Here is a 26,221-nt window from a genome sequence, read left to right on the forward strand (position 1 = left end):
GCTTAACAATTAAACGTCATTAATGATGTTGCTAATGACATAAAGTGTTCAAGGGTGACAAAAATTGTCGTATCATCTTTAAACGAACTGTTTCTAATCAGGGCCGGGAGCGTTTAGCGACGCCCGGATGATGCGACGCAATGGATACACTTAAGGCGCTGATGGTCTTTATGACCACGGCAGAAAACGGCAGTTTCTCGGAAGCCGCACGAAAACTCGGCGTGTCGCCGGCGGCGATCAGCCAGAGCATCGCGAGGCTCGAGCAGGAGCTCGAGGTGAGGCTGTTCAACCGCACGACGCGCCAGCTGACGCTGACCGAGGACGGGCGGCGCTTCTATTCGCAGTGCCGCGGCCCGGTCAACCACCTCGACACCGCGATCAACCAGCTCAAGGAAAGCCGCGACGAACCGGCCGGCAACCTGCGCGTCAGCCTGCCGCCGTCGTTCGGCCGCCACTACGTGCTGCCGCTGCTGGGCGAATTCTGCGCGCAGTACCCAAAGATCAAGGTCTTTCTGGGGCTGAACGACCAGTTCAACGACCTGATCGACGACGGCTTCGACGTCGGCGTGCGCGTCGGCATGATGCCCGACAGCCGGCTCGCCGCACGGCATCTGACCGACATTCCGCTCTACGTCGTCGCGTCGCCCGGCTACTGGGCCGAGCACGGCAAGCCGCAAAAGCCGGAAGACCTGTCCGAGCACGACTGCATCAACTACCAGTTCTCGACGTCGGGCCGGCTGTTCAAGTGGGAATTCAACGTGGCCGGCGAACGGCTGCCGCTGGAAGTCAACGGCACCTACACGCTGAACGACATCGGCGCGGTGGTCGACATGGCGCGCCTCGGCCTCGGCGTCGCTCAGCTGTCGGGTCACGAGGTGATGCCCTATATCCGCAGCGGCGAGCTCGAGGTCGCGCTGGCCGGGCATGTGTCGCGTGAACGCTCGATCTATCTGTGCTTCCCGCACCGCGACCATATCGCGCCGCGCACGCGCGCCTTCGTCGACTTCGTCGTCGAGAGGCTGGCCGACCACCCGGACATCCGCGCCGAACTGACTGCGGCCGCGCCGGCCTGACCTTACGCCCCGGCGCGGTCATGCCGTTCGCCGAAGCAGAAAAGCCGTGTTCCCTGATCGGGAAACGGCTTTTTTTGGGCGGGCCTCCAGTGAACGGCCTTGGCCCCGGAGTGCGTTGTCAGAACGGCAGCACGTTCTTGGTGATCGCGACCCTCACGATATAGGCGACCGCGATCAGCGCCAGCGCGAAAGACGTTGCGCGCACCGCAGGCGGCCGCCCCGGTTTGAACACGACGACGCCGAAGCCGATGTAGGCGACGAGCGCGACGAGCTTGGCCGCGAGCCACGGCGTCGTCACCGGGTTGATCGACGCGATCACCGCGAGCGCGACGCCAGAGGCCAAGAGCAGCGTGTCGACGACGCGCGGCAGCACGCGCAGCCAACGTTGGCCGAGCGCGACCGGAACCGTGACGAGGAAGGCGCCGCGCAGCACGAACAGCGCGATCGACAGCGCGGCGAAGCCCAGGTGGGCGTGTTTGACAATCGCATAGGTATTCACGAGGCAGACTCCGTTCGGGTATCGGGGTCGATGATAAACTGGCCCGGGTGACAAGAGGGCGCGCACGACAGATGCTTTACCTGTACCAATCCAACCGGCTCGAGCAACTCGGCGCCTTCTTCGCGCGGCTGACGCGCGCGGTGCCGCTGCACGACCCGTTCGAGCCCGAGACGGTGATCGTGCAGAGCCGCGGCATGGGCCGCTGGCTGACGCAGACGCTCGCGCGCGAGAACGGCGTGGCCGCGAATATCGACTTCGCGCTGCCGGCCGCCTACGCGTGGCGGCTGATGCGCGAGGTGCTGCCCGAACTGCCTTCCAAGTCGCCGTTCTCCCCGGAGGCGATGCAGTGGCGGCTGATGCAGTTGTGGCCGCATCTACAAGGCGACGAATTCGCGCCGATCCTGACGTATCTCGCCGGCGGCGAACGCGCCGCGTTCGAACTGGCCGGCAAGGTCGCCGACATCTTCGACCAGTACCTGGTGTTCCGCCCGCAGTGGCTGCGCGCGTGGGAGGAGGGGCGCTTGCTCGGCCTGTCCTGCGACGAAGCGTGGCAGGCGGCGCTGTGGCGGCGGCTCGCCGCCGAGACGCCGGGTGTCAACCGGATCGGCATGCTCGACGCGCTGTTTTCCGGATTGAAGCGCGAACACCTGCCCGAGCGCGTCGTGCTGTTCGGCATCGCCAGCCTCGCGCCGATGTACCTCGCGCTGGTCAAAAGCTTGGCCGAGCTCACCGACGTGTGCTTCTTCGCGCTGAGCCCGTGCGCCGAGGCGTGGGGCGACATCGTCGACGCGCGTGGCCAGCTCGCGCTGTTCCACGACGATGACACGTACGACGCCGGTCATCCTTTGCTCGCGTCGCTCGGCAAGCAGGGGCGCGACTTCTTCGACCTGTTGCTCGCCGAATGCGCCAACGAACTGACCGACGTGTTCTCTCCCCCGGAAGGCGACACGCTGCTGTCCCGGCTGCAACAGGATCTGTTGACCCTCACGCCGCCCGGCGACGCGATAGCGCCGATCGCAGGCCATGACCGCTCGGTAGAACTCCATATCACGCATGGCCCGATGCGCGAACTCGAGGTGCTGAAGGACCGCCTGCTTTCGATGTTCGCGTTAGATGCGACGCTGACGCCGGCCGACGTCGCCGTACTGACCCCAGACATCAACGCCTACGCGCCGTATATCGACGCGGTGTTCGCGCGCCGCGACGACGCGCCGTCGCTGCCGTACACGCTCGCCGACCGCCAGCGGCTGCGCGAGCATCCGCTGGTGACCACCTTGGCCGAGCTCGTCGCGCTTTTCGACTCGCGCTTCGAATCTGAAGCCGTCCTCGCGCTGTTCGACTGCCCGGCGCTGATGCGGCGCTTCGATCTGGCCGAGGGTGACCTGCCGCTGATCCGCGACTGGGTGCGCCGCGCCGGCATCCGCTGGGGCCGCGACGCGGCTCATAAACAATCGTGCGGCGTGCCGGCCGGGCCGCGCTTCACCTGGCGCTGGGGGCTCGATCGCCTCTTGCTCGGCAGCGTGCTGCCCGACGGGCTCGCCGGAAGGGATATCGATCCTTGCTTCGCCGGCCTGTTGCCGGCCGCCGGCGCCGACGGCCAGCTGTTCGCGACGCTGTCGCGCTTTGCTTCGGCGCTGGACGCGCTGATGGGCCTGGCCGACACCTGGCAGACGCCGGCGACGCCGGCGGAATGGGCGACGCGCATGTCGGCGCTCGCCGACGCGCTGTTCGAGCCCGACGACGCCGCCGAAGACGCCGCGCTGCAGCTGTGGCGCGATGCGGCGGCCGAGCTGGTAGAGGATTCCGCACTCGCCGACTTCGACGCGCGCGTCGGCCAGGCGGTGCTGCGCGACTGGCTGGCCAGAAGGTTGGCCGAGACGTCGAGCAGCGGCTTTCTGGCAGGCTCCATCACCTTCTGCGCGATGGTGCCGATGCGCAGTCTGCCGTTCCGCGTGATCTGCCTGATCGGCATGAACGACGGCGCCTACCCGCGTGACGAGCGGCCGGTCAGCTTCGACCTGATCGCGCGCCATCCGGCACGCGGTGACCGTTCGCGCCGCTTCGACGACCGCTACCTGTTCCTCGAGGCGCTGCTGTCGGCGCGCGACACGCTGTACCTGTCCTACGTCGGCCGCTCGGCGCGGAGCAACGAGCCCTTGCCGCCGTCGCCCTTGATCGCCGAGTTGTTCGACACCTTCGACGCGATGACCGCTGGCGCCGCGCGCGAAAAGCTCACTGTGTCCCACCCGCTGCAGCCGTTCTCGCCCGACGCCTATCCCGACGATGCAACGGACCCGCGCGCGAGCTTCGAGCCGAGCTACGCCGCCGCGCTCGCCGCCCCCGCACGCGACGCCGCGCCGTTCGCTTCGCCGTTGCCGATAACCAAACCAAGCTTAGTGCGGCTCGAAACGCTTGCCCGCTTCTGGCGCCACCCAGCGCGCTTCTGGCTGGCCGAACGCCTCGGCATCCGGCCGCTGAAACACGACGAGGCGCTGCCCGAGGCCGAACCGTTCGGCCTCGGCAATCGCGCGCGCGAGGCGGTGCGCGACGCGTGGCTGACGGCCTACCTGGAGCGCAGGCCGAACGCGCCGGTCGCCTCGCGCCTCGCCGGCGCCGGGCTGTTGCCAGATGGCGCGCTCGGCGACGCGTGGCTGAACCGCGAGCGCGACGACAGCCTCGAATTCGCCGCGCGGCTGCCATCAACGTTGGCCGAGCCGGTACTGCCGCCACAGCCGTTCAGCATCGATTTCCCCTGCGAGACCGGAGTCCAGACATTGGCAGGAGAACTGGCAGGCTTGCGCAGTGCCGGCCGCATCGGCGTCTTGGCGCGCGCGAGCTTCACCGCCGAGCGCATCGGCTGGTGGCTCGAGCATCTGGCGCTGTGCGCGGCGCGCCCCGACGGGATCGAGCCTATCAGCCGCTGGTACGCGGCCGACGGCCTGTTCGACTTCGCGCCCGTCTCTCAAGACGCCGCACGTGCGCACCTGGCCGCCTGGCTCGCGCACTTCAATCGCGGCCTCGTCGCGCCCTTGCCGTTCTTCCCGCGCACCAGCTGGGCGTTTGCCGAGGCGCGCGCAAAGAGTCCGGACGACCTGGCGAAGGCCTTCGCCGCGGCGCGCGCCAAGTGGGCGCCGGCCTTCGTCGCCGACGGCGGCCAGCCGCAGAGCGAGGAGGCCGAGGTCGCGCTGGCCTTCCGCGCGATAGACCCGCTCGCCGACCCCGACTTCGTGCAGCTGGCCGACGCGTTGTTGCTGCCGCTGATGCAGTGCCTTCAGGGAAGCGAGCCATGAGCGCAAAACTCAATCCGCTGACGTGCCCGCTTAACGGCGTGAACCTGATCGAGGCGAGCGCCGGCACCGGCAAGACCTGGACCATCGCCGCGCTGTATCTGCGGCTCTTGCTCGAGGCCGAGCCCGACGCCGCCCCGCCCCGTATCGACGAGATCCTCGTCGTCACCTATACGAAAGCGGCGACCGCCGAGCTGCGCGGTCGGCTGCGTGAAAGGTTGGCCGAGGCACTCAAGGCGTTCGAAGACGGCGAGACCGAAGACGGCTTTCTCGCGTCGCTGCTCGCACAGCACGCGGCACAGGACGCGCGCGAACGCGCGAGACTGCGCATCGCGACCGCGCTGACCGGTTTCGACACGGCCAGCGTCTACACCATCCACGGCTTCTGCCAGCGCGTGCTGACCGACGCCGCGTTCGAGTCGGGCCAGCCTTTCTCGGCGACGCTTGTCAGCGACGACGGCGAACGCCTAGCCTCGCTCGCCGCCGACTTCTGGCGCCGCGAGCTGGTCGGCGACGCCGAGGTCGCCGCGCTCTTGGCGGGCGAGGGCGATACGCCCGACGCGTGGTTGGCCGAGGTACGCGCCTTCGTCGGCAAGCCCTATCTGGTGGCCGACGCGCCGCCTGATGCCGACCTCGCCCGTGCGAGGCAGGCGCGCGAAGCCGCGTGGCAAGCGGTGCTGGCGCTCGGCGACGAGACTGTCGCGCAGGGTCTGGAGTTGATGCGGACCAGCAAGGCGCTGAATCGCAGGAGCTACACGGCGAAAGTGTGCGAGCGCGTTGCCACGCTGCTCACGTCGCTGATTTCGGCCGGAACGCTACCCGATCTTTCCGGCAAGTCGCGCGAAGACGTAGAGCGCCTGTCGCCGGAAGTCCTGGCGGCCAAAACCCTGGCCGGGCAGCCGGCGCCGTCGCACCGCCTGTTCTGCGCTATCGGCGACTGGCTCGCCGCCGAGGACGAATGGCTCGTAGCGGTCGCCGCCAAGCGTGCGGCGCTGAAACTTCGAATGATTTCGTGGCTCGACGATGCGCTGGTCGCCGAACGGCAGAAGGCGCGCGAACGCAGCTTCGACGATTTGCTCACCGACCTTGCCGCCGCGCTCGAAGACCCGGACCGGGGCCCCTTGCTCGCCGCGCACATGGCGCGCACCTGGCGGGTCGCGCTGATCGACGAATTCCAGGACACCGACCCGGTGCAGTACGCGATCTTCGCGAAGGGCTTCATCGACAAGGACCGCACAGTCTTTCTCGTAGGCGACCCGAAGCAGGCGATCTACAGCTTCCGCGGCGCCGACATCTTCGCCTACCTCGCGGCACGAGCGCGCGCGAGCCGCCACTACACGCTGTCTACCAACTACCGCTCGGATTCGAGGCTGGTCGACACCGTCAATAAACTCTTCGCGCGCGCCGCGCCCTTCGTCTTGCCCGGCATCGACTACCGGCCGGTAGACGCGCGCGACGGCGACACTACCGGTCTGATAGGCGACGACGGCGCGCCGTGGCGCTGGTTCTCGCTGCCCTCGCGCGAAGGCGGCAAGGCGCAGCCGAAAGAAGGTGCGCAGCAGCAGGCGGCGGCGATGACGGCCGACGAGATCGTGCGCCTGATGGCCGCCGGGCGCGCCGGCGAACTGGTACTTAAGGAAACCGGCGCGGGGCTCGCCGGCGGCGACATCGCGGTGCTGGTCGCCACGCACCGCCAGGGCGACGCGGTGCGCGACGCCTTGGCCGAGCGCGGCGTCCAGGCGGTGTCGCTGAGCCAGCAGAGCGTGTTCCAGAGCCGCGAGGCGCGCGAGGTCGCCGCGCTGATGCGCGCGTGGGCCGAGCCTGGGCACGAGGGGCGGCTGAAGGAGGCGCTCGCGACCGAACTCGCAGGTCTCACCGCAGCCGGCATCGCCGCCTTGCTCGACGACGAGTCGGCGTGGGAGGGCAGGCTTGCCGCGTTTGCCGACGATCATATTCTTTGGCGCGAACGCGGCTTCATCGCGCTGTGGCGGCGCTTCTGCGCGCGCGAAAAGGTCGCCGAGCGGCTCTTGCCCTTGCCCGACGGCGAGCGCAGGCTGACCAACCTCGGCCAGTTGGCCGAGCTGATCCAGCAGGAGAGCGACAGCCTGTCGGGCATCGCCCCGTTGATGGCGTGGTTCGAGGCGCGGCTGGCCGATCCGCCGTTCGGCGAAGAGGCGCTGATGCGGCTCGAGAGCGACGCCGAGCTCGTCAAGATCGTCACCGTCCACACGGCTAAGGGGCTGCAGTACCCGGTCGTGTTCTGCCCCTTCCTGTGGGACGGCCAGCTCGAACGCAAGGGCACCGCGTTCTGGCGCCACCAGTGCGACGGCGTCGCGCGGCTGACGCCGGCCGCCGGCCACCCGGCAAGCCAGGCCGCGCGCGAGGCGGCGCTTGCCGAGACGCTATCGGAGAAGCTGCGCCTGCTGTACGTCGCGCTGACGCGCGCGCAATACCGCCAGTACCTCGCGTGGGGGCCGGTGTCGGGCATGGAGACGGCGGCGCTGTCGTGGCTGTTGCACGCGGGCCGCGCGACCGGTCTGGCCGATATTCCCGACGACGCGTTCAAGCCGGCTGCGGTGCAACAAGCCTTGGCCGAGCACGTCGCGCGATGCGCGCCCGACGAGGCTTTCGTGCCGCAGTCCGAATGGCCGGTGCGGCTCGCGCCGCGCGACGAGATCCGCCATCGGCCTGCGCCGCGGACGCTCAAGCGCGCGGTCTACACGCCGTGGCGCGTGACGAGCTTCACCGCGCTCGCGCACCGCAGCGATACGGGCGCCGACACGCCGGCCATGCCGGTCGCTGAGCGGCCCGACCACGACGCCGGCCAGAGCGCATCGACGTCGGCCGAGCCGATCGCCGTCGAACCGGTAGCGGAGGAGCTCATCCCCGCCGCGCCCGCCCTCGACCGCTTCGCCTTCCCGCGCGGCGCGCGCGCCGGCGTGTGCCTGCACGGCGTATTCGAGCGCATCGACTTCACGCACCCGCCCTGCGAGCATCGAAAGACGGTGCTCGAGGAACTCGCGCGCGCCGGCTTTAACGAACGCTGGCAGGACGCCGCGCTCGACATGGTCGCGCGCACGCTCGCCGCGCCGCTCGATCCCGATATCACATTGGCCGAGGTGCCGCCGAAGAAGCGGCTGATCGAGCTCGAATTCACGCTGCCGATCGAGAAACTGTCGCTGCCTCGGCTCAAGGCCATCCTCGCCGACCCGGAAAACGGCCTCGCCGAGCCCTTGCGCCGCGCGGCCGCGACGCTCGCTTTTCCGGCGGTAACCGGTTTCCTCAAGGGCTTCATCGACCTCGTCGTCGAGGCGGGCGGGCGCTTCTACCTGATCGACTACAAGTCGAATCATCTGGGCGCAAGCGACGCCTGCTACGCGCCTTCAAGGTTGGCCGAGGCGATCGCGCGCGAGCACTATTATCTGCAATACCTGTTCTACAGCGTCGCGCTGGTGCGTTATCTGACGTCGCGTGGGCTGTCTTTCGACGCCAGCCTGCCCGAGGTGCGCTACCTGTTCCTGCGCGGCATCGACGGGACCGGCAACGGCGTCTGGCGCGACAGGCCGAGCGCGCGCCTGATCCGCGCGCTCGACGCGTGGTTGGGAGGGAGAAATGTTTGAATCGGCCGAGATCGGGCACGCGATAGCCAAGGAAACCTTCCTGCGCGAGGCGCCGAAGTTGCGCGAGGCCTTGCTCGACGCACAGTACGAGCTGAAGGAACGCGGCGACTTTCCGCTTCTCATCCTGATCCACGGCTTCGACGGCGCCGGCCGTGGCGAGACGATGAACCTGGTCAACGAGTGGCTCGATCCGCGGCTGATCCGCACCGTCGCCTTCGACGCGCCTGACGACGAGGAAAAGGCTCAGCCTTGGCTGTGGCACTTCTGGCGCCACGTGCCGGGGCGTGGCGGCATCACGCTGTTCGACAGGAGCGGGTACGGTCGCGTGCTGGTAGAGCGCGTCGAGGGGTGCACCGGCACCGACAAGGCGCCGTGGCACCTGATCGAAGCGAACAACAAGTACCACGCGCGCATCAAGGTTCTTGAAATCTTGTGCCGCGCGCTGGCCGCCAGGCTGGGGGGCTGAGATGCCGCACGACGACGCGCGCGCGCCGCAGCTTACGGCGCTGTTCAAGAGGCTGGACCCAGCGCTGCCCTGTGAGGTCGAAAGGCTGGTCGGGCGCCTGATCAACGCGAACGGCGCCGGCCACGTCTGCCTGCCGCTGTCGGGCGCGGAGGCGCGCTCGCTCGCCGGCACGTCCATCGTCGGCCGGGCCGGCGGCTACGCGCCGCTGATCGTCGACGCGCAGCGCCGGCTCTATTTCGCGCGCCACTGGTACGACGAGCACCGGCTGGCGGCGACGCTGGCGCGGCTCGCGCGCGAGGCGCTGCCGGTCGACGCGGCGGAGGCGCGGGGGCAGCTCGACGCGCTGTTCGGCGCCGATGCCGGATCGCGCCAGCGGCTGGCCGCCGCGCTGGCGTTGCGGCAGCGTTTCCTGCTGATCGCCGGCGGCCCCGGCACCGGCAAGACGACGACCGTCGTGCGGCTGCTGGCGCTGATCGCCGCGACCAGCGGGCGCCCGCCGGTGATCGCGATGGCGGCGCCGACCGGCAAGGCGGCGGCGCGGCTGTCCGAATCGGTGCGCGCCGCGCGCGACGCGCTGCCGGTGTCGGCAGCGGTGAAGGCATTGCTGCCCGAGCGCGCGCAGACCTTGCACCGGCTCTTGGGCCTCGCGCCCGGCGCCGCACGCGCGCGCCACCACAAGGGCGCGCCCTTGCCGCTCGACGTGCTGGTCGTCGACGAGGGATCGATGGTGGACCTCTCGATGATGGCGCGCGTCGCCGACGCGCTGCCTTCGAGCGCGCGGCTGATCGTGCTCGGCGACCCGGACCAGCTCGCATCGGTCGAGGCCGGCAGCGTGCTCGCCGACCTCGCCGTCGGCGAGGCGTGGCGGCCGGACACGGTGTCATGGTTGGCCGAGGCGGGTTGCGCGGCACCGCCCGAGAGCGGCGCCGCGGTGCTGCCCGACTGCGTGGTGCGGCTGACCGAAAGCCACCGCTTCGACGCGAAAAGCGCGATCGGCCGGCTCGCGCGCGCGGTCAACGCCGGCGACGCCGCGGACGCCGAAGCGCTGCTCGACGACCCGGCCGAGCCCGACGCCGCGTGGCTTTTCGCGCCCGACGGCCTCGTCGCCGCCTTGTTCGCCGCGCGCGCCGGCTATTTCGAGCTGGTGAAAAAGGGCGCTGCGCCCGACGCGCTGTTCGCGGCGTTCTCGCGCCACATGCTGCTTTGCAGCGAACGCCGCGCGGTGGAAAACATGAACCGGGCGTTCGAGGCGAGGCTGGAAGCCGCGGGGCTGAAGACGGTAGGTGCCGACTGGTATCCGGGCCGCGCGGTGATGGTCACCGTCAACGACTACGCGGTCGGCCTGTTCAACGGCGACGTCGGCATCCTGGTCGAGACCTTGTCCGAGAACGGCCCGGTGCGGCGCGTGCTGTTCCCCGAGCCCGACGGCGGCTTTCGCGCGCTCGCGCCGGGGCGCCTGCCGGCGCACGAGACGGTGTTCGCGATGACGGTGCACAAGAGCCAGGGTTCGGAATTCGACGAGGTGTGGCTCGCGCTGCTCGGCGAGGGCTCGGCGTCGCGCGCGCTCGTCTATACCGCGATCACGCGCGCGCGCCGCCGTTTCGCGCTCGCCGCGACGCCGGCCCAACTGGCTTCGGCGTTGGCTTGTGGCGCGTCGCGCGCGAGCGGACTGGCCGATCAGCTGGCCGCGCAGGCGGACGGCTGAACGGGGTTTGCGAATGGCATGAGTTTCTTGTCGCACTGCGGCAAAAAACGCGTAAGATGGCCAACTTTCCGGCAGCAGTCATGGAGTCGCCATGCTTGTTGAAGAAGTTATCGCCGTGCTCGGTCGTGCCACCCATATCGACCGCAGCGCCTTCACCCCGTTGATCGTCGCCGGCCAGAAGCTCGGTTGTGTCAACGCTGTCTGGCGCGAGCGCCTGCTCGGCCACGAGTCCGCGCTGTTCGAAGAAAAGGGCGGTTCGATCGCCTGTCGCATCGCGGGCGACGCCGCCCAACTAACCCGCGAACTGAACGCCGCCGCCGAGCGCTGGCAGGCCATCGGCTGGCTGAACGGCTGGCGCAACGAGCGCTTCACCGCCTTCGGCGCCGACGGCACGCCGCTGTTCGAACTCGAACGCGCGGCGTTCCGCCCGCTCGGGCTCACGAGCCGCGCGGTGCATCTGAACGGCCTGACGCGGCTCGCCAGCGGCGAAGTGAGGATGTGGATCGCGCGACGCAGCCCGCACAAGGCGGTCGAGCCGAACCGCATGGACAACCTGATGGGCGGCGGCGTCGCCGCCGGCGAGAGCCTGCAGCAGGCGCTGTTGCGCGAGGGCTGGGAAGAGGCCGGCATGAGCGCAGGCTCCTTGACCGGGCTCGCGCCGGCGAGCCTCTTGCTCGCCGAGCGGCCGGTGCAGCGCGGCGTGCACCGCGAGTGGCTGTACGCCTACGACGTGTGGTTGGCCGACGGCGAACGCCCGGCGAACCAGGACGGCGAGGTCGCCGAGCACGTGCTGCTGCCCTTGCACGAGGTCGAAGACCTGCTCGTCGCCGAGCGCTTCATGATCGACGCCGCGCTCGTCGCGAGCGACTGTCTGGTGCGGCTCGGCTACTGGGGGGGCGAGACCGCGCGCGTCGACGCGGCGCTCGCCGCGGTGCGCCACCCGGTCGACGCCGCCGTCCACGCGCTCTGAGCGCCATTTCATCCGAGTTGCCCCGGTTTGACCTGGGTCAAGGCCGGCCCGCGCCGCGTCGCTAGACTGGTCCTGTCGGCGCCTCCCCGGCCCGGCTTCCCGACGCAGTCCCGGATAGTCACTGCTCTTCATCCCTCCCAGCAGACCGCCCACGCGGTCTGCTTTTTTTCGGCCCGTTTCGGGTTAAAACGAGTGTTTGCCATGATGGCCGCGCGCATGCCGGCGCGTCACAATCCTCGGGCAAGCCGAACATTGCCGCTGGCCGCGGCGCGCAAAACGTCGTAACACGCATAGAGACCCCGTCGTCGCGGAGCCACTACCATGTCCATGTACCGTGTGAAGTTGATCTCGCCCGTGTTCGGCGTGGACGACGCCGGCCCGCTGCATCCGGGCGTCTCAGAGGCGCGCCGGGCCGCACACCTGATGCTGGCGCTGTACCAGGGTCGCGTGCGCGCCGAGATCCACCGGGTGATCGACCTGAGGCTCAAGCAGAGCGAGTGCGTCGAGGTGATCGGGCCTTGGCCGCAGGCCGGCCCGCCGCCCGCGTGAGTCTCGCCGTTCCCCGCAACGGGGAGCGGGTCCTACGTGATGCGGAGCGGTCGCCCGGATCGCCATCAGACCATGCTCGGTCGGCAATGCGCCGCCGAGTTTCTCGATATTGACGCCGGCCGGCGCATCCCTTTGCAGAAGGCGTTCGGGCCGCGGCCTCAATAACAGCCGTTCTGAATATCCGGTGCGCGCAAGATGCCATATCTCCCGCTGTTTTCGCCGCCATTCAATTGGAGCTCCTGACCGAATCGAGCCCGTTTTCAGGGACTCTGGCGCGGCGATTCGGCCACGCAAGCCGGCGACGGCTTTTTGTATCGGAATGTGACGGGACGCGCGTGAAAGAATCGGGCCTTGCCGGAGGAAAATCGGGGAGGGGAGGGAAGCTGGCGCACCCGACAGGGATCGAACCTGTGACATTCAGTTTCGGAAACCGGAATTCGCGCATCCAAAGCGTTCCCATGTTGCCCCGCATCAATCTCTAAAGCCTTTGCTATGCCTAGCTTTACGACGTTGTGTTGTCCTATCATGTCCTATGTTTTCCTATCCAAGCTTTCCGGTTTTGTCGGGGCGTGTGTCGGGGCGTGAGAGATGGCAAGGGCTGAGTCAAAGCTGACGATCAAGAAGCTGGCAACACTAAAGCCACGCGATAAGGGCGAGGTGCTGCGTGATGGCGGCGGGCTGGTGGGTATCGTCGGCGTTGCCAAGGACGGGGAAACCGTCACCGTGCGGTTTACCTATCAGTACCGCGACGGCGTGCGTCGCCGGGAAAAATCCTGTGGCGTCTGGACGCACGATGACCGCCGCGACAAAGTGCCGGGTAGCAAGGGACTAGCTGAGATTCGCACCGAGCGCGACCGGCTGAGAGCCCTCGTGAAGGCCGGCATTGATCCGATCCAGCAAGAGGAACAGGAGAGGGAGCGCCAAGAGCAAGAGTTGGCCGAGCGGCAACGCGCCTTAGTGAAACAGAAAGAGGCCGAACGCCGTGAAGGCGAGGCCATGACGATGGACGGGCTGTACGAGTTATGGGATGCCAACCACGGCGCGACGCTGGAACCGCACTGGCGGGCGGTGCGCCGATCTCACTGGCGTTGCCATGTCTCCCCGGTGATCGGTGCGCATAAGGTGCACCACGCTGACAAGCAACCTATGCTGCTGCACTACGACAGGATGGTGCGCAAAGGGAAGGAAGTCACGGCGCGGCGCGTGCTTGCGTTGCTGAAGCAGGTAATCGCGTGGGGTGTGGAACGTCAGCATGTGGCCGACGACCACCCACTGACTCGCCTGACCATTCCCAAGAAGCAGCGCACCGTTAGGGCCGACCAGCTCCCCGAAAACTTCGACATTCAGCAGTATCTGAACGCCCGCGGGGACGAAGCGGTCGGCTCCGACCTGGAAGACTCGCTCGCCGGCCGCGCCTTGCCGTTTGCCGAACTGGTGACGCTGTTCAACGACCGCCTGCCCAAGGCCACCCAAGCCATCACCGGAACACACCTGATGCGGCTGATGCTCGCCACCGGCATTCGCTCGAGCGAGGCAGTACGCCTGCGCTGGCAATGGATCGACCTGGACCGGCGCTTAATGATTATTCCGGCCGGCAGCATGAAGAAGCGCAAGATGCACCACATCCACTTGTCCTCCTTTGCGGTGCGCCAGCTCGAGGAAATGCGGGCGATCCGGACGGGGGATTTCGTGTTTCCGGCTCCGCGTAAAGAGAACGACCACATCCTGCGCACTAACGTCGGCAACGACATCAGCAGCCGCCAGTTTTACCGCGCGGCAGACGAGTCAGACGAAGCCTTCGCTGCTCGTCTGGCAAAGCGCATGGTGTGCCGGCGGTCCCGTAAGGACTACGACCTCTATAACCTTCCTGGTGGCAAGTGGACGCTGTACGACCTGCGCCGCACCGTTGCCACGCGCCTGGAGGAGCTGGGCATCGAGCGCGATATGGTGGGTCGCGTGCTGGCCCATGCCCAGCCCGATGCCAAGACGACTGGACGCTACGCCCGCCATAGTCATTGGGAGCAACGTTGCAAGGCACTCGACCTGCTGGGTGTGGCGTTGGACATGTGCGAAGCCGGCGAGCTGCCGCTGATCGAGGTTGATAACGTGGTGCGGATGCGTCGCGCCTGATTTACACCAGCTTTGCCGCGCCTAGATCGGCCAATCGAAAAGCGGGAATCCCTGCCCGCCTGGCGCGGCAATCCATTTCAGAGATGCGCGAGGGAGCGCAAGTACAAATGAACTTTCCTTCATGGGCGCCAGAAATACTGGTGCATGAATGTCGCCGGAACCCGCACCCCACGCTCAAGACTCTTCTGACCGAGGCTGCCCTTGAACAGTTTTGGGAAAAGGTCGATGAACTACTGAGCAAAGCCAGTACCGCCTTTCCTGATGGCATTCCAGCGACTGCAGCACAGGTCGCAGCCAGACAGCTACTTGATGGCGGCCATCCCCTGCTTACCTACTGGAACGCCATTCGTAGAGCCCAGCAATACGAACCGATGGGGCATACCAAGAACGACAGAAAAGATCATCTGAACGAAGTTAAAAACCTTGCCTGGCGCTTGTCCCAAAAGCTCGACCGCTCCGAGTACTTCAGCACCGGGAAATTTCGAGATGCAGCGATCTGGATAGAGGCAGCAGCACCGACGATCGATGATGACAAGGTAAAAAACTACTACCTGAACCTGGCCGACGGCTTATCAAAAATGACCCTCGACGGAACGATGGCTCGCCTTGCCGACATCATCGCCTACATCGATCTTGCCTCGTTGGCCTCCCCTATCGTTGCTAGGCAGAAGGACATTGAGAAGGCACGGCTGATCAAGTTCTGCCGCCAAATGGTTGAGGCCCACCGGCACCATCTGTTCGGGCCAACCTCGCCTCGTCATGATCTGATTGCTGACCTAGCCAAAGCACTCGACATCGTCCCTCAAGACTACGACCGGGACGGTTTTGGGATGCAGGAGGTCAAGTCCATGACAAGAGGGGTGTAGATAACACCGTAAAAATCGTCGTTATCTACATAACGACCCGTTTCCTCCACAACGCATCATGCGGTCATCGATTCCCAACCCTCCTAAAGGGGACAGACGATGGCCGAGCAACTCAAAACCGCCCTGGCGATTCTGCGCCGCAAGCAGGTCGAAGCCCGCACCGGGCTTTCCCGCACCACCATCTACGACCGCATCAATCCCAAGTCGCCGCGCTACGACGCCACATTCCCCAAGCCGATCAGCTTGGGCGCGGGGGCGTCGGCGGTCGGCTGGCTCGAGTCCGAGCTGAACGCCTGGATCGAGTCGCGCATCATTGCCACCCGCCACGAGGCCTAAAGGGGACGAGCGATGGAAAAGAAAAACGCCCGCCCCGCCGAAGCGGAAACGAGCGCTCACATCAGCGCGAATCAGAGCACCGCCACGCCGCCGATCGTGACCGGACAATGCGCCGAGGTGCTCGCCATCCTGCGCGAGCGCGGCTCGGTGCTGAGCCTCGAACTGACCGCCGATCGCGCCATTCCCGAGGCCGCCGCGCGCATCCATGAGCTGCGCGCCATGGGCTTCAACATCATCACCACCCTCCTGGCCGAAGTCGTATTCCGGGATCGCGTGCGCCGCAAAGTAGCGCGCTACACGCTCGGCACGCCGGCATGGTCGGCACTCGATTACGGCAAGAACGGCACGCTCATGAGCGACCAGGCGGTCGCGCGCTGCCCGCCCGGCTAGACCGCTAACCCTCTCCCCGACAATTTGAGCGAGGCGTGAGGACGTGACCACGAACGGTGAACAACCGGTCGCGGCCACCCTCATGCTTGGAGGATTGTCACCATGGCAAGAATCGAGCCGCAAACCGTCCGCCGCGAAGCCTTGGTTATATACGCGGAAACTGAGGCCGCTCCCGCAAATCACCACCCTGTGGTCTGGGCCAAACTGCCCGACGACAGCGGCGAAACGCTCGCTCTCGAACGGCACGGCACCGGCTTCCGCCTCTACGTCAGCCCGCAGGAATCCCGCGCCGAACGCTACGCACTCAAGGCGCTGGTGGCGCGCTGGATGCCGCGTTCTCGCACGGCCAAGTGTCTGCGCTGGAAGCTGCCGAACCGCCAGCTTGAGCTGATGCGCTCGACCGAGCATGCCAAGGCGTTCTACGCCGGCCTCCAGGTCTGTGCCATGCCCTGGCTGTGCCCGGTGTGCTCCGCCAAGATTGCCGAACGTCGTAAGGCCGAGCTGCAGGCGGCGATGGCGACGGCGAAGGCCAGAGGCTGGCAGGTGCTGCTGCTGACGCTGACCGTGCCGCACGGCATGGGCGACGATCTGAACGTGATGCTCGATCAGATGCGCCAGGCGTGGCGCTACTGCTCCACCAGTCGGGCCGGCAAGGCGATGCGTAAGGCGATCGGTTTGATGGGGACGGTGCGCGCGCTCGAAGTCACCTACGGTCAGAACGGCTTTCACCCGCACTTCCACGTCCTGCTGTTCCTGGACAAGTCCAAGACGCCGCACGAGGTCGCGCAGTCCTTCGCGCCGATCTGGCAGCGCGCTTGCCTGAAAGCGGGGTTGGAGCGTCCGAGCGATGAGCACGGCTGCCGGGTTGACGACGGCAGCAGGGCGGCCGATTACGTAGCCAAGGGCGGGTTGGATTCGCACTGGGGTTTCGAGGACGAGGTCACGAAAGGACACAGCAAGAAGGGCCGTAGAGGCTCGCTGACGCCGTTCGACTTCCTGCGCGCCTACCGCGAGACCGGCGACGACAAGTTCCGCCGCCTGTTCCTGGTCTACGCCGACGCGTTTAGCGGTCAGCGCCAACTCTACTGGTCGAACGGCCTTAAGGCGCTGCTGGCGGTCGAGGATCTGACCGACGAGGAAGTGGCTACTCAAGAGGACGACGCGGATATTGTCCTGGCGCAGCTCACTAGCGACGACTGGAAGGCCGTCGTGGACACGCACAGCGAGGCTGCCTTGCTCAATGTGGCCGAGACGCACCCGGACGCGCTGGAGGCGTTCCTAGACGGCGTGAGGGCCATTGCCAGGGCCTGTCGGGGCAGCGGCACCCGTCGCCGGCTGGCGTTCCCGCTGCGCCTGGCCGGCGAGCGCGAAGGCTAGGCGCTGCTGCGCGACATGGGACTGGCGGCAACCACCCAGCGCGGCCTTCAGGACAAGCTCGCCAAGTACCACCTGCAAGAGGAAGGCAGCGACGCGATGCACCACGTCACCGCGCGCGGGCTGCTGGACGCATGGCGCGTACATCCTGCCGAGCGGCGACATCCTGGGCACACCGAGCGAGCCGATTTTCTACCGGGGCGACATCAAGGACGCGAACGCCTACGCGCCGCGCGGCACGCTCGACGGCTGGCGCGACCACGTGGCGCGGCTGGCGCATCGGTGTGGGGCCATCACGAGCAAACCAAACTTGCCTGGGACGCTACCGCGCTGGGGCTGGCGAACGCCGCCGCCGCGCGCAATGACTGCCTGATGTTTCTGGACGAGGCGGGACAGGGCAGCCCGGACGCCGTCAGCTTATTGGCCTACCGGCTGTTCAACGGCACCGGCAAGATGCAGGGGGCCAAGGACGGCGGCAACCGCGAACAGGCGCGCTGGCGCGTGCTGGCGTTCTCGACCGGCGAGCACCCGGTCGGCGAGCTGCTGAAAGAGGGTGGCCGCCGCATCAAGGTAGGGCAAAGCGTGCGCTTGCCCAGCATCGCCGCCGACGCCGGCCGGGACTACGGCGTATTCGAGACGCTGCACGGCTACCCGTCCGCCAAGGCGCTGGCAGACGACCTCAAGCGCCTATGCGGCGAGCACTACGGTACGGCGGGGCGGGCATTCGTCGAGTACGTCGCCCCGCGCCGGGAGGAGCTGGCCGACCTGATCCGGGAGCACACCGGGGCATGGTGCGCCGATCTGCCACCGTCGAGCGGGCAGGCCGCCCGCGTCGTGACCCGCTTCGCCGTGGTGGCGCTGGCGCTGGAGTTGGCGACGCGCGCCGGCATCACCGGATGGGCGGAAGGCGAGGCGCGCGAGGCGATCCACGCCCTGATGCGCGAATGGCTGCAGCGCAACGGCACCGGCAAGCACGAAGACCGCGCCATCGTTGACCAGGCGGAGGTCTTCCTCGCCCTGCACGGTTTCAGCCGCTCATCAAACAGCGTTTCCCACTGGTTCTTGCTCCAGGTGTATTCGCGCTGGTAACGAGGGATCGCGTAGACCACGTCCGCTTCGATGTCGAAGAGCTGCGAGACCGGGTAGTTGTTGACCGACTTGATCATAGGGACTCAATCACCTCAGCCGTTTGGCGGTAGTCGGCCAGGTAGCTGTCGAACGAAAAATCAGGGCTCTTGATGGCCGAAATGAAGTCGTCCATCCAGCTGCCCGCCTTCTGCTGCAGGCCATGCATGCTGGCCTCCGGCGCGATCACCCCCGCTGGGCGCGACGCGTAGCCCGTCAGGACGTTCAGCGCGGCATAACCGTGGTGTCCCATCTCCGAGAAGTACGCCTGGGTCAGGCTCTTGGCCTGCTCGCGCAGCGCCAGCAGCTCGTCAACGCGCCTTTGCTTCTTGACCACATCTTTGGTCGTCTTGATGTCAAAGACGCGGCAAAGCAGTGGCAGCATCTCCTTCTCTGGCACGTGGTAGCGCTTGAGCTGGTGCAGCTTCTCGGTCAGTGCCGTTTCCAGCTTGCGGATGTCGCCGATGTTCTGCACGAACCGATCAACCCGGTCCATGCCGCGCCGGGTGTGTGCGTAGCTGAATTCGATACTCTTGCTACCAAAGATGATGCCGTTCAAGCATATCCAGCGGCAGAAGCCCAACTCGAAGCGCAGCAGCCGGGTGCGGTTGTAGCTGTTGCTGATGCGCAGGAATGCGGTCCACTTATCCTTCTCCCAGGGCGAGAATTCCGCTGTCTTGTGGATCAAATCGATATGGCAGAACGACCGGGTCTTGGGCATGGTGATGTTCAAGCACTCCATGTCGCCGATCTCCGTGGTGAGGAACACCTTCTTCATCACCTTAGCCGCCATGTCGAAGGCCGTCTTGTTGGTGACAAGCTTGTAGTCATCGGTCACCACGGCAAAGGGGTTCTGCCGCTCCACGTCGACCACGGCGAAGTGCCTTTTGAGCTGCTGGTAATCATTCAGCGCATTCTTGGCTGGCATGTAAAGCTGCCGCAGCTCGACCGGGAAAAACGCTTCAGCAGGGTCTCTGGCCGTCCAGGCTTGTGCGGTCGTCATGGTCTTATTCCTTTCCCTGTTTGGCGCGAGCTGCACGCTTCTCGGCCAGGCTCAAGTGATGATCGTTGATGCGGTCGCCGACGTCACATCCCGGACAATCATATAAGTAAACGCCTTTGGAAACTGGCCATCGCCCGGGAAGGTATGGGCTTGCTTCTGCAAGCCCTACAACAGCAAAAACGATGATCGTCAAATTACACAAACAAGCTCGAACGACGCCGGCCATCCGCGAGGAAATCCGCCACGCGACTGGCACCTTGGCCGAACTGACGGCACGCTTCAACGTCAGCATTTCCACCATTCTCAAGTGGAAGAGCCGCGACGCCGTTGAAGACCGTTCTCACACGGCGCATCGGCTGCAAACCACGCTGACGCCTGCCCAGGAACGCATCGCAGTCGAACTACGCAAGATACTCAGAAATAGCTGGTGGCGTTGGTTTACCACCCAGGCAGTAGGCAGATCGCAAAGCACCTGTATGACGCCAAAGGCCCTAACTAATATTAACCAGCCAAGCCGGCTAAGGCAGTGACTTTCCGTGACCTAGACATCAAGAGGGCATGTTGACCTTGCTCTGAGAGGCGCGTGTTCAATAGTGGAATTTGACGGAACAGGTGCGCTTCGCCTACCTGTCCGGCGCGCGCGGCGTCAACAGCAACTACATTCTGCCGACCGACTGGAGCGGCCACGCCGGCAACGCGCTCGAAGCGCCGGATTCCGACCACATCCTGTACGGCGGCGCGGCGACCAGCAAGGCGTCGCTGGCGGCTGTTATCTGATTGTCAACTACCCCGGCCTGAAGGAATGAGAGGCGCAAATATGCAATTCCGCCCCTCTTGTATAGTCAACTACCCCGGCCTTCAGGCCGGAGCTTGCTGAAAGTCGAGCTGGGTTGACCAGGGAGAGCGGTTCACGCCGCTACGTTTGCAACAGGTCGTTGAGACCCACTTCGGGATGCTTCCTCAGTCCCGAACCCTGGAAGGACGGGATCATGCTGGCGAAAGGGAAAGCGCCGAAGGTTCTGTCCGCCGCGACAGCGGGAGCCGGTTGCAGACATTCCCGAGGGGAGCGGTTCTTCGGAACCCGTTACCAGGCCCGTAAGGGCAACCACAGGAGAAATCGCCATGGCGGTTTTGGTACTCAACAAGCAGGGCAAGCCGCTGATGCCGTGCAGCGAAAAGCGAGCCAGGCTGCTTCTGGAGCGCGGTCGTGCCGTGGTACATCGGCAGATGCCGTTCACCATCCGGCTGAAACACCGGATCGACGGCGCAGTGCAACCGCTGCGGCTCAAGCTCGATCCCGGTAGTCGCATCACCGGACTGGCGCTGGTGCGCGAAGTGGAAACGGTCGATGTCGAGACTGGCGAGGTGCGGCGCGAAGCGCACCCGCTGCTGCTGGCGGAGTTGCAGCAGCGCGGTGCCAGCATCCGCGACGCACTGACCCAGCGGGCCGCCTTTCGCCGGCGGCGCCGCAGTCAGCTGCGCTACCGCGCCGCGCGCTTCCTCAACCGCACCAGGCCGAAAGGCTGGCTGGCACCTTCGCTACGCCATCGCGTCGCTACCGCGCAGGCGTGGGTGACGCGGCTGCGCCGGCTCGCGCCGGTCACTGCCTTGAGCATGGAGTCGGTGCGCTTTGACATGCAGCAGCTGCTCAACCCGGAAATCTCCGGGGTCGAGTATCAGCAGGGCGCGTTGCTGGGCTATGAGGTGCGCGAGTACCTGCTGGAGAAGTGGGGCAGGCAGTGCGCCTACTGCGGCACGGGCAACGTACCGCTGCAAGTCGAGCACATCCAGCCCAAGGCCAAGGGCGGCAGCAATCGCGTCAGCAACCTGACGCTGGCCTGTCGGCAATGCAACGAGAAAAAGGGCAAGCGCGACGTGCGCGACTTTCTGGCCCACGCCCCGCAGCGGCTGGCCAGGATTCTGGTGCAGGCCACGGCCCCGTTGCGCGACGCCGCCGCAGTGAACAGCACGCGCCGCGCCTTGTACCGGGTCTTGGCCGCCACTGGCCTGCCGGTCGAAGCCAGCAGCGGCGGCCGGACCAAGTACAACCGCCACCTTCACCACATTCCCAAGACGCACTGCCTCGATGCGTTGTGTGTCGGCCAGGTCGATGCTGTCGGCCGGTGGCAGCGCCCGGTACTGGCGATAAAAGCCTGTGGGCGCGGTAGCTACCAGCGCACCCTACTGGACAAGTACGGCTTCCCGCGCGGCTACCTGACCCGGCAGAAACGCCACTTCGGTTTCCAGACTGGCGATCGGGTGCGAGCCATCGTGCCGAGCGGCAAGAATGTCGGCACCCATGTGGGCCGGGTCGCCGTCAGAAGCAGAGGCAGCTTCAACATCCAGACCCCAGCAGGCGTTGTTCAAGACATCAGCCACCGCCACTGCTCGCTGATCCAGCGGGCCGACGGCTATGGCTACTGTCATCAACCGGCCGTTCGAGAAAGGAATGCGTGAGCAGGCAACGGCCACCGCCTCGACGCCTGGGGCGTCGGCGCTCTACCTCCCCGCCATGAATGGCGGGGTTTCACGCGCAGACTGATGATGTTCGATACCTCGGTGCCGATGCCGAGCAACATCAAGCTGCTGCGCGAGCACGCCGCCGTGCTGCTGCCCTATCTATCCGACGCCGAGGCGCGGCGCCAGCGAAGAAGCCGAACCGGTGAATGATTTGGAGACACTTTGAGCGAACAGAAAAGGCGCGACGCGTTCGAGGCATGGGCGAACGAGCATATGGGGTTGCATGGGCTCGACCGGTGCGCGCTCGGCGGTTATCTGGACAACGCCGTCCACGACGCATGGTGCGCGTGGGCCGCCGCGCTCGCCACGCTGGCTGACCGGCGCAGCGACGAGGTCGAGCCGCCGACCGTGCCGGACTTCGAGACGCTGGTCTGCGAGCTGTACCAGGTGCTCGGCGCACTGGACGCGCCACAGGCGGTGCTGGACCAGGTGTGGGCCGCGATCGAAGGCGAGCCGTTGCCGCATGCGACGCGGCTGCCGTTCGAGGCGCCGGTGGTCGAGCCCGACGCCGCGCTGATCGCCGCCGCCGACAACGCGCTGCGCTTCATCGCGGCTACGCACGGCGTCGCCGGCGAACCGCCGGTCGCCGGGATCGCACTGACGGCCTACGCGCTCGCCGGTGCGCTGGCGAAGTACAAGACGGTGGAAGGACGGGAAGCGGACCGGCGCATGGCCGAGCAGATTGCCGACTCCATCACGCCCGCGCCGCGTCAGGTGAAGTACGCCGACTGGCGGCGCGAGCACGCCGCGCGCGTAGCGGCCGAGGCGAGATTGGCCGAGGTGGCGCGCGAGCAGGCGGCCGCAAAGCGTGAAGCGAGCAACATCGCCATGCAGCCGCCGGCCGAGTAGAGCCGCGTGAAATAGCCGGCGCCATAGAACTTTTTGGCATAACTGGCGCTAACCGGCCGGCGGGACACTCCGCCGGCTACGAGGTGCTCAGAGAGAGGTGCGCTTCATTGATTCGAACCAGATCCAGTGAGGGGGCGGGCGAGAGCAAAGGCCCACCTTAAGGCCGTCTGGTAAACGATCAATTTCCGGTCTTGTCGGGGCGTGTGTCGGGGCGTGAGGCCCTGAGACGGAAAAGGGCTTGCGTTCATGTACGCAAGCCCTTGAATTTGTTGGCGCACCCGACAGGGATCGAACCTGTGACCTTCAGTTTCGGAAACTGACACTCTATCCAACTGAGCTACGGATGCGCGATAGAACGGGAAAGATCATACGCTAATTTGCATGACCGCGTCCAGCGTGCGGCTTTTGCCTTGCCTGCCCCGTTTCCGTATAATTTGCCCCATTTTGATGTATTTACGGTTCTATTCTCAGGCGAGGCTCTCAGATGAGTAACGAAAACCAGGCGGCTGGTGCGCCCTTGAAAGCGGTAGTCGGCATCATTGTATTTCTGGCGGTGGCCATTTATCTCTTGGCCAAGCTGGCGACCAGCGGCTTCCAGATCGATGCGCAGGTGATGACCAAAGAAGCAGTGGCCGCGCGCCTGAAGCCGGCCGGCGATTCGGTCGCGAGCGACGCGCCGCCGGGACAGCGTAGCGGCGAGCAGGTGTACACGGCCGTGTGTATCTCCTGTCACGGCACCGGCCTCGCCGGTTCGCCGAAGTTCGGCGACGCCGGCGCCTGGGGCGCGCGCATCGCGCAGGGCTTCGACACGCTGTCCAAGCACGCGCTCGAGGGCCTCAACGCGATGCCGGCCAAGGGCGGTTCGCCCGACCTGTCCGACGACGAAGTGAAGCGCGCGGTCGCCTATATGGGCAACTCGGCCGGCGCCAAGTTCACCGAGCCGGCCGTCGGCGGCGCGGCGGGCGGCGAGGGCGCGGCAGCCGATCCGAACACCGTCGGCAAGAAGATCTACGAGAGCATCTGCGTGGCCTGCCACGCGTCGGGTGCCGCCGGCGCGCCGAAGTTCGGCGACAAGGCCGCCTGGGCGCCGCGCCTGAAGGACGGCGTCGACGCCGTGTTCAATAATGCCAAGAAAGGCCTGAACGCGATGCCGCCGAAGGGCGGCTTCACCGGCAGCGACGACGAGTTCAAGGCCGCCGTGACCTACCTGGCCAATTCGGCCAAGTAATCCGCGCCGCAGTCGGCATAAAAAAGCGCCTCCCGAGGGAGGCGCCTTTTTATGCCCGTCGAATCCGCGGGCGGGGCTCGGCCAACGTTGGCCGAGCGTGTTCAGCCCGTCTCACCCTTGCCCTTCAGCGCGTCGAGCGACGACAGCAGCGACGACAGCTTCGCGCGGCCCTCGCTCTTGGACACGATGGGCTCGGCGCCGGGACGGCCGAACAGGCGCACGTCGTCGGCGCCGATCTCGGCGATGAAGCGCGACGGGTCGACGAACTGCCATTCGCCGGCGCGCTTCCTCTTCACGCAGTGGGTCAGCGTCAGCGAGCGTTGCGCGCGCGTGATGCCGACGTACATCAGCCGTCGTTCCTCCTCGATCATGCCGTTGTCGACCGATTCGCTGTGCGGCAGGATGCCTTCCTCGCAGCCGACGAGGAAGACGTGCGGGTATTCGAGGCCCTTGCTCGCGTGCAGCGTCGACATCTTCACCGCGTCGACCTCGCTCTCGTCGCGGCCTTCGAGCATGGTGATCAGCGCGATCGTCTGCGCCAGCTCGATCACGTTCTTGCCGTCGGCCTCGCCCTTCTTCGCGAGCCAGCCGACCAGCTCCTGCACGTTCTTCCACTTGCTCTCGGCGGCGCGCGGGCTGTCTTCGGAGTCGAGCAGCCACGTCTCGTAGCCGATGTATTTCAGCAGCTCCTGCACCAGTTCGCCCGCCGGTTCGCGCCGCGCGCGCGATTCGAGGTTGACGATCAGCCGGCAGAAGTCGTCGAGCGCCTCGTGCTGCGCTATCTGGATCTGCCCGCGGAAGCCTTCCTCGGTCGCGGCGGCGAACAGGCTCTTCTGGCGCTGCCCGGCGTAGGCGCCGAGCTTTTCCAGCGAGACGTTGCCGACGCCGCGCTTCGGCGTCGTCAAGGAGCGGATGAAGGCCGGGTCGTCATCGGGGTTGGTGATTAGCCTTAGGTAGGACAGCACGTCCTTGATCTCGGCCTTGTCAAAGAAGCTCTGCCCGCCCGACATCTGGTAGGGGATCTTGTTGTTGCGCAGCACCTGCTCGAAGATGCGTGCCTGGTAGTTGCCGCGGTAGAGGATCGCGTAGTCGGCGAAGCGCGTGCGGCTTTCGAACTTGTGCGCCAGGAGGCGCTGCACGACGATTTCGGCCTCGTGCTCCTCGTCCTTGCACTGCACGACGTGGATCGGTTCGCCTAAGCCCAGCTCGCTCCACAGCTTCTTCTCGAACAGCTTAGGGTTGTTGCCGATCACCGAGTTGGCGGCGCGCAGGATGCGTGCGGTCGAGCGGTAGTTCTGTTCGAGCTTGATGATCTTGAGGCGGGGGAAGTCGACCTGCAACAGCCGCAGGTTCTCGATGTTCGCGCCGCGCCACGCGTAGATCGACTGGTCGTCGTCGCCGACGGCGGTGAACATGCCGCGCACGCCGGCCAGCAGTTTTACCATCTGGTACTGGCAGGTGTTGGTGTCCTGGTACTCGTCGATCAGCAGGTAACGCAGCTTGCCCTGCCACTTGGACAGCACCGCGTCGTCGCTGCGGAAGAGTTGCACCGGCAGGCGGATCAGGTCGTCGAAGTCGACCGCCTGGTAGGCGAGCAAAGTGTCCTGGTACGACAGGTAGGCACGCGCGCACACCTGTTCGAACGCGTTCTCGGCTTCGGTCAGGCAGGTCTCGGGCGCGCGAAAGTCGTTCTTCCACAGCGAGATCTGCGTCTGCACCTTGCGGATCTCGTCCTTGCTCGTGGTCTGGATCAGGTCGGCGACGATCTTGCCGGCGTCGTAGGCGTCGAGGATGGAAAACTGCGGCTTGTAACCGAGGTGGGCCGCTTCCTGGCGCAGGATCTGCATGCCGAGCGAGTGGAAGGTCGAGACGGTCAGGCCGCGCAGCTCGGACGCGGGCAACAGCTTGCCGACGCGTTCCATCATCTCGCGCGCCGCCTTGTTGGTGAAGGTGATCGCGGCGATGTTGCGCGCGTTCATGCCGCCTTCGCGGATCAGATGGGCGATCTTCTGCGTGATGACGCGCGTCTTGCCGCTGCCGGCGCCGGCCAGCACCAAGAGCGGGCCGTCGAGATACTGGATCGCCGCGCGCTGCGGGGGGTTGAGTTGCGGCAGGGACATGGCGGTATCGTCAGGCGTCATTCGGGGGGAGCGTGCATTGTAACACCGTGGCCCGGCCGGCCCCGGGCGGACGCGTGCGAGCGTAATGACGGCCGGGTCGAGTATCATGGC

At 66.3% G+C, this 26,221-nt stretch carries 22 protein-coding genes and 1 tRNA gene; 19 read left to right on the forward strand and 4 right to left on the reverse strand.

Annotated elements, in window-relative coordinates:
- Positions 1-140: 140 nt before the first annotated feature.
- A complete protein-coding gene (locus DWG20_RS07630) occupies positions 141-1,073 on the forward strand; it encodes a LysR family transcriptional regulator (protein WP_115433244.1) in 933 nt (310 codons plus the stop codon).
- Positions 1,074-1,191: 118 nt separating this feature from the next.
- Here DWG20_RS07630 and DWG20_RS07635 read toward each other — a convergent pair whose 3' ends face one another.
- Entirely contained in the window at positions 1,192-1,572 is a 381-nt protein-coding gene (locus tag DWG20_RS07635; protein WP_115433245.1) for a SirB2 family protein, read from the reverse strand.
- 71 nt (positions 1,573-1,643) lie between these two features.
- Here DWG20_RS07635 and recC point away from each other — a divergent pair, with 71 nt between their 5' ends.
- The 12 genes from recC (at position 1,644) to DWG20_RS07695 (ending at position 18,354) form a co-directional block, all read left to right on the forward strand.
- Entirely contained in the window at positions 1,644-4,862 is a 3,219-nt protein-coding gene (gene recC / locus DWG20_RS07640) for an exodeoxyribonuclease V subunit gamma (protein ID WP_115433246.1), read from the forward strand.
- Positions 4,859-8,479: an exodeoxyribonuclease V subunit beta gene (recB, locus tag DWG20_RS07645; RefSeq protein WP_115433247.1), complete on the forward strand. Its 3,621-nt coding sequence runs from the start codon at positions 4,859-4,861 to the stop codon at positions 8,477-8,479. Before recC ends, recB begins: the two co-directional genes overlap by 4 nt.
- The gene (locus DWG20_RS07650; RefSeq protein WP_115433248.1) at positions 8,472-8,945 is read left to right on the forward strand and encodes a hypothetical protein; all 474 of its coding nucleotides are present in this window, start codon (positions 8,472-8,474) and stop codon (positions 8,943-8,945) included. The genes recB and DWG20_RS07650 overlap by 8 nt, the downstream gene beginning before the upstream one ends.
- A 1-nt stretch (position 8,946) precedes the next feature.
- Complete coding sequence (recD, locus tag DWG20_RS07655) at positions 8,947-10,650, forward strand: exodeoxyribonuclease V subunit alpha (protein ID WP_115433249.1); 1,704 nt, start codon at positions 8,947-8,949, stop codon at positions 10,648-10,650.
- 91 nt (positions 10,651-10,741) lie between these two features.
- Positions 10,742-11,620, forward strand: a complete 879-nt coding sequence (locus DWG20_RS07660; protein WP_115433250.1) for an NUDIX hydrolase — start codon at positions 10,742-10,744, stop codon at positions 11,618-11,620.
- Positions 11,621-11,941: 321 nt separating this feature from the next.
- Entirely contained in the window at positions 11,942-12,169 is a 228-nt protein-coding gene (locus tag DWG20_RS07665) for a hypothetical protein (RefSeq protein WP_115433251.1), read from the forward strand.
- A 588-nt stretch (positions 12,170-12,757) separates the two neighbouring features.
- Positions 12,758-14,299, forward strand: a complete 1,542-nt coding sequence (locus DWG20_RS07670) for a tyrosine-type recombinase/integrase (RefSeq protein WP_115433252.1) — start codon at positions 12,758-12,760, stop codon at positions 14,297-14,299.
- A 107-nt stretch (positions 14,300-14,406) separates the two neighbouring features.
- Positions 14,407-15,165, forward strand: a complete 759-nt coding sequence (locus tag DWG20_RS07675; protein ID WP_147289931.1) for a hypothetical protein — start codon at positions 14,407-14,409, stop codon at positions 15,163-15,165.
- 99 nt (positions 15,166-15,264) lie between these two features.
- Entirely contained in the window at positions 15,265-15,501 is a 237-nt protein-coding gene (locus DWG20_RS07680) for a helix-turn-helix transcriptional regulator (RefSeq protein ID WP_115433254.1), read from the forward strand.
- A 12-nt stretch (positions 15,502-15,513) separates the two neighbouring features.
- Positions 15,514-15,891 carry a helix-turn-helix domain-containing protein gene (locus DWG20_RS07685; protein WP_115433255.1) on the forward strand — a complete coding sequence of 126 codons (378 nt, stop codon included), beginning with the start codon at positions 15,514-15,516 and terminating at the stop codon, positions 15,889-15,891.
- 189 nt (positions 15,892-16,080) lie between these two features.
- The gene (locus DWG20_RS07690) at positions 16,081-17,268 is read left to right on the forward strand and encodes a protein rep (RefSeq protein WP_115433256.1); all 1,188 of its coding nucleotides are present in this window, start codon (positions 16,081-16,083) and stop codon (positions 17,266-17,268) included.
- Positions 17,269-17,283: 15 nt separating this feature from the next.
- Complete coding sequence (locus tag DWG20_RS07695; protein ID WP_115433257.1) at positions 17,284-18,354, forward strand: DUF927 domain-containing protein; 1,071 nt, start codon at positions 17,284-17,286, stop codon at positions 18,352-18,354.
- A gap of 73 nt (positions 18,355-18,427) precedes the next feature.
- On the opposite strand, the gene DWG20_RS07700 is transcribed toward DWG20_RS07695, so the two are convergent.
- Positions 18,428-19,393: a DUF932 domain-containing protein gene (locus DWG20_RS07700; protein ID WP_115433258.1), complete on the reverse strand. Its 966-nt coding sequence runs from the start codon at positions 19,391-19,393 to the stop codon at positions 18,428-18,430.
- Positions 19,394-19,575: 182 nt separating this feature from the next.
- Here DWG20_RS07700 and DWG20_RS07705 point away from each other — a divergent pair, with 182 nt between their 5' ends.
- The 5 genes from DWG20_RS07705 (at position 19,576) to DWG20_RS07720 (ending at position 22,762) form a co-directional block, all read left to right on the forward strand.
- Positions 19,576-19,923, forward strand: a complete 348-nt coding sequence (locus DWG20_RS07705) for a hypothetical protein (protein WP_181880995.1) — start codon at positions 19,576-19,578, stop codon at positions 19,921-19,923.
- Positions 19,924-19,993: 70 nt separating this feature from the next.
- Positions 19,994-20,170 (forward strand): DUF4043 family protein, encoded by a 177-nt coding sequence (locus DWG20_RS07710; RefSeq protein WP_115433259.1) that lies wholly within the window; start codon positions 19,994-19,996, stop codon positions 20,168-20,170.
- Positions 20,171-20,515: 345 nt separating this feature from the next.
- On the forward strand, positions 20,516-21,850 hold the full coding sequence (gene iscB / locus DWG20_RS07715; protein WP_115433260.1) for an RNA-guided endonuclease IscB: 1,335 nt from the start codon (positions 20,516-20,518) through the stop codon (positions 21,848-21,850).
- An 84-nt stretch (positions 21,851-21,934) separates the two neighbouring features.
- Positions 21,935-22,063 (forward strand): hypothetical protein, encoded by a 129-nt coding sequence (locus tag DWG20_RS16570; protein ID WP_281269957.1) that lies wholly within the window; start codon positions 21,935-21,937, stop codon positions 22,061-22,063.
- Positions 22,064-22,075: 12 nt separating this feature from the next.
- Entirely contained in the window at positions 22,076-22,762 is a 687-nt protein-coding gene (locus tag DWG20_RS07720) for a phiTE_015 family protein (protein WP_115433261.1), read from the forward strand.
- Positions 22,763-23,032: 270 nt separating this feature from the next.
- Here DWG20_RS07720 and DWG20_RS07725 read toward each other — a convergent pair.
- A tRNA-Arg gene (locus DWG20_RS07725) sits at positions 23,033-23,109 on the reverse strand.
- A 137-nt stretch (positions 23,110-23,246) separates the two neighbouring features.
- On the opposite strand from DWG20_RS07725, the gene DWG20_RS07730 reads away from it, so the two are divergent.
- Entirely contained in the window at positions 23,247-23,990 is a 744-nt protein-coding gene (locus DWG20_RS07730; RefSeq protein ID WP_115433262.1) for a c-type cytochrome, read from the forward strand.
- A gap of 101 nt (positions 23,991-24,091) precedes the next feature.
- Here DWG20_RS07730 and rep read toward each other — a convergent pair whose 3' ends face one another.
- Positions 24,092-26,110 carry a DNA helicase Rep gene (gene rep, locus DWG20_RS07735; protein WP_115433263.1) on the reverse strand — a complete coding sequence of 673 codons (2,019 nt, stop codon included), beginning with the start codon at positions 26,108-26,110 and terminating at the stop codon, positions 24,092-24,094.
- Positions 26,111-26,221 lie beyond the last annotated feature (111 nt).

The organism is Crenobacter cavernae (genome assembly GCF_003355495.1).
In the GTDB taxonomy this organism is placed as follows: Bacteria; Pseudomonadota; Gammaproteobacteria; order Burkholderiales; family Chromobacteriaceae; genus Crenobacter; species Crenobacter cavernae.

What these genes read in the sequence shown, in the direction of transcription:
- DWG20_RS07680 (WP_115433254.1), top strand. Translation starts at nt 15,265, where the DNA reads ATGGCCGAGCAACTCAAAACCGCCCTGGCGATTCTGCGCCGCAAGCAG.
- DWG20_RS07660 (WP_115433250.1), top strand. Translation starts at nt 10,742, where the DNA reads ATGCTTGTTGAAGAAGTTATCGCCGTGCTCGGTCGTGCCACCCATATC.
- iscB (WP_115433260.1), top strand. Translation starts at nt 20,516, where the DNA reads ATGGCGGTTTTGGTACTCAACAAGCAGGGCAAGCCGCTGATGCCGTGC.
- recD (WP_115433249.1), top strand. Translation starts at nt 8,947, where the DNA reads ATGCCGCACGACGACGCGCGCGCGCCGCAGCTTACGGCGCTGTTCAAG.
- rep (WP_115433263.1), bottom strand. Translation starts at nt 26,110, where the DNA reads ATGTCCCTGCCGCAACTCAACCCCCCGCAGCGCGCGGCGATCCAGTAT.
- DWG20_RS07695 (WP_115433257.1), top strand. Translation starts at nt 17,284, where the DNA reads ATGGGACTGGCGGCAACCACCCAGCGCGGCCTTCAGGACAAGCTCGCC.
- DWG20_RS07670 (WP_115433252.1), top strand. Translation starts at nt 12,758, where the DNA reads ATGGCAAGGGCTGAGTCAAAGCTGACGATCAAGAAGCTGGCAACACTA.
- DWG20_RS07705 (WP_181880995.1), top strand. Translation starts at nt 19,576, where the DNA reads ATGATCGTCAAATTACACAAACAAGCTCGAACGACGCCGGCCATCCGC.
- DWG20_RS07665 (WP_115433251.1), top strand. Translation starts at nt 11,942, where the DNA reads ATGTCCATGTACCGTGTGAAGTTGATCTCGCCCGTGTTCGGCGTGGAC.
- DWG20_RS07630 (WP_115433244.1), top strand. Translation starts at nt 141, where the DNA reads ATGGATACACTTAAGGCGCTGATGGTCTTTATGACCACGGCAGAAAAC.
- DWG20_RS07675 (WP_147289931.1), top strand. Translation starts at nt 14,407, where the DNA reads ATGAACTTTCCTTCATGGGCGCCAGAAATACTGGTGCATGAATGTCGC.
- DWG20_RS07700 (WP_115433258.1), bottom strand. Translation starts at nt 19,393, where the DNA reads ATGACGACCGCACAAGCCTGGACGGCCAGAGACCCTGCTGAAGCGTTT.
- DWG20_RS16570 (WP_281269957.1), top strand. Translation starts at nt 21,935, where the DNA reads ATGATGTTCGATACCTCGGTGCCGATGCCGAGCAACATCAAGCTGCTG.
- recB (WP_115433247.1), top strand. Translation starts at nt 4,859, where the DNA reads ATGAGCGCAAAACTCAATCCGCTGACGTGCCCGCTTAACGGCGTGAAC.
- recC (WP_115433246.1), top strand. Translation starts at nt 1,644, where the DNA reads ATGCTTTACCTGTACCAATCCAACCGGCTCGAGCAACTCGGCGCCTTC.
- DWG20_RS07685 (WP_115433255.1), top strand. Translation starts at nt 15,514, where the DNA reads ATGGAAAAGAAAAACGCCCGCCCCGCCGAAGCGGAAACGAGCGCTCAC.
- DWG20_RS07650 (WP_115433248.1), top strand. Translation starts at nt 8,472, where the DNA reads ATGTTTGAATCGGCCGAGATCGGGCACGCGATAGCCAAGGAAACCTTC.
- DWG20_RS07730 (WP_115433262.1), top strand. Translation starts at nt 23,247, where the DNA reads ATGAGTAACGAAAACCAGGCGGCTGGTGCGCCCTTGAAAGCGGTAGTC.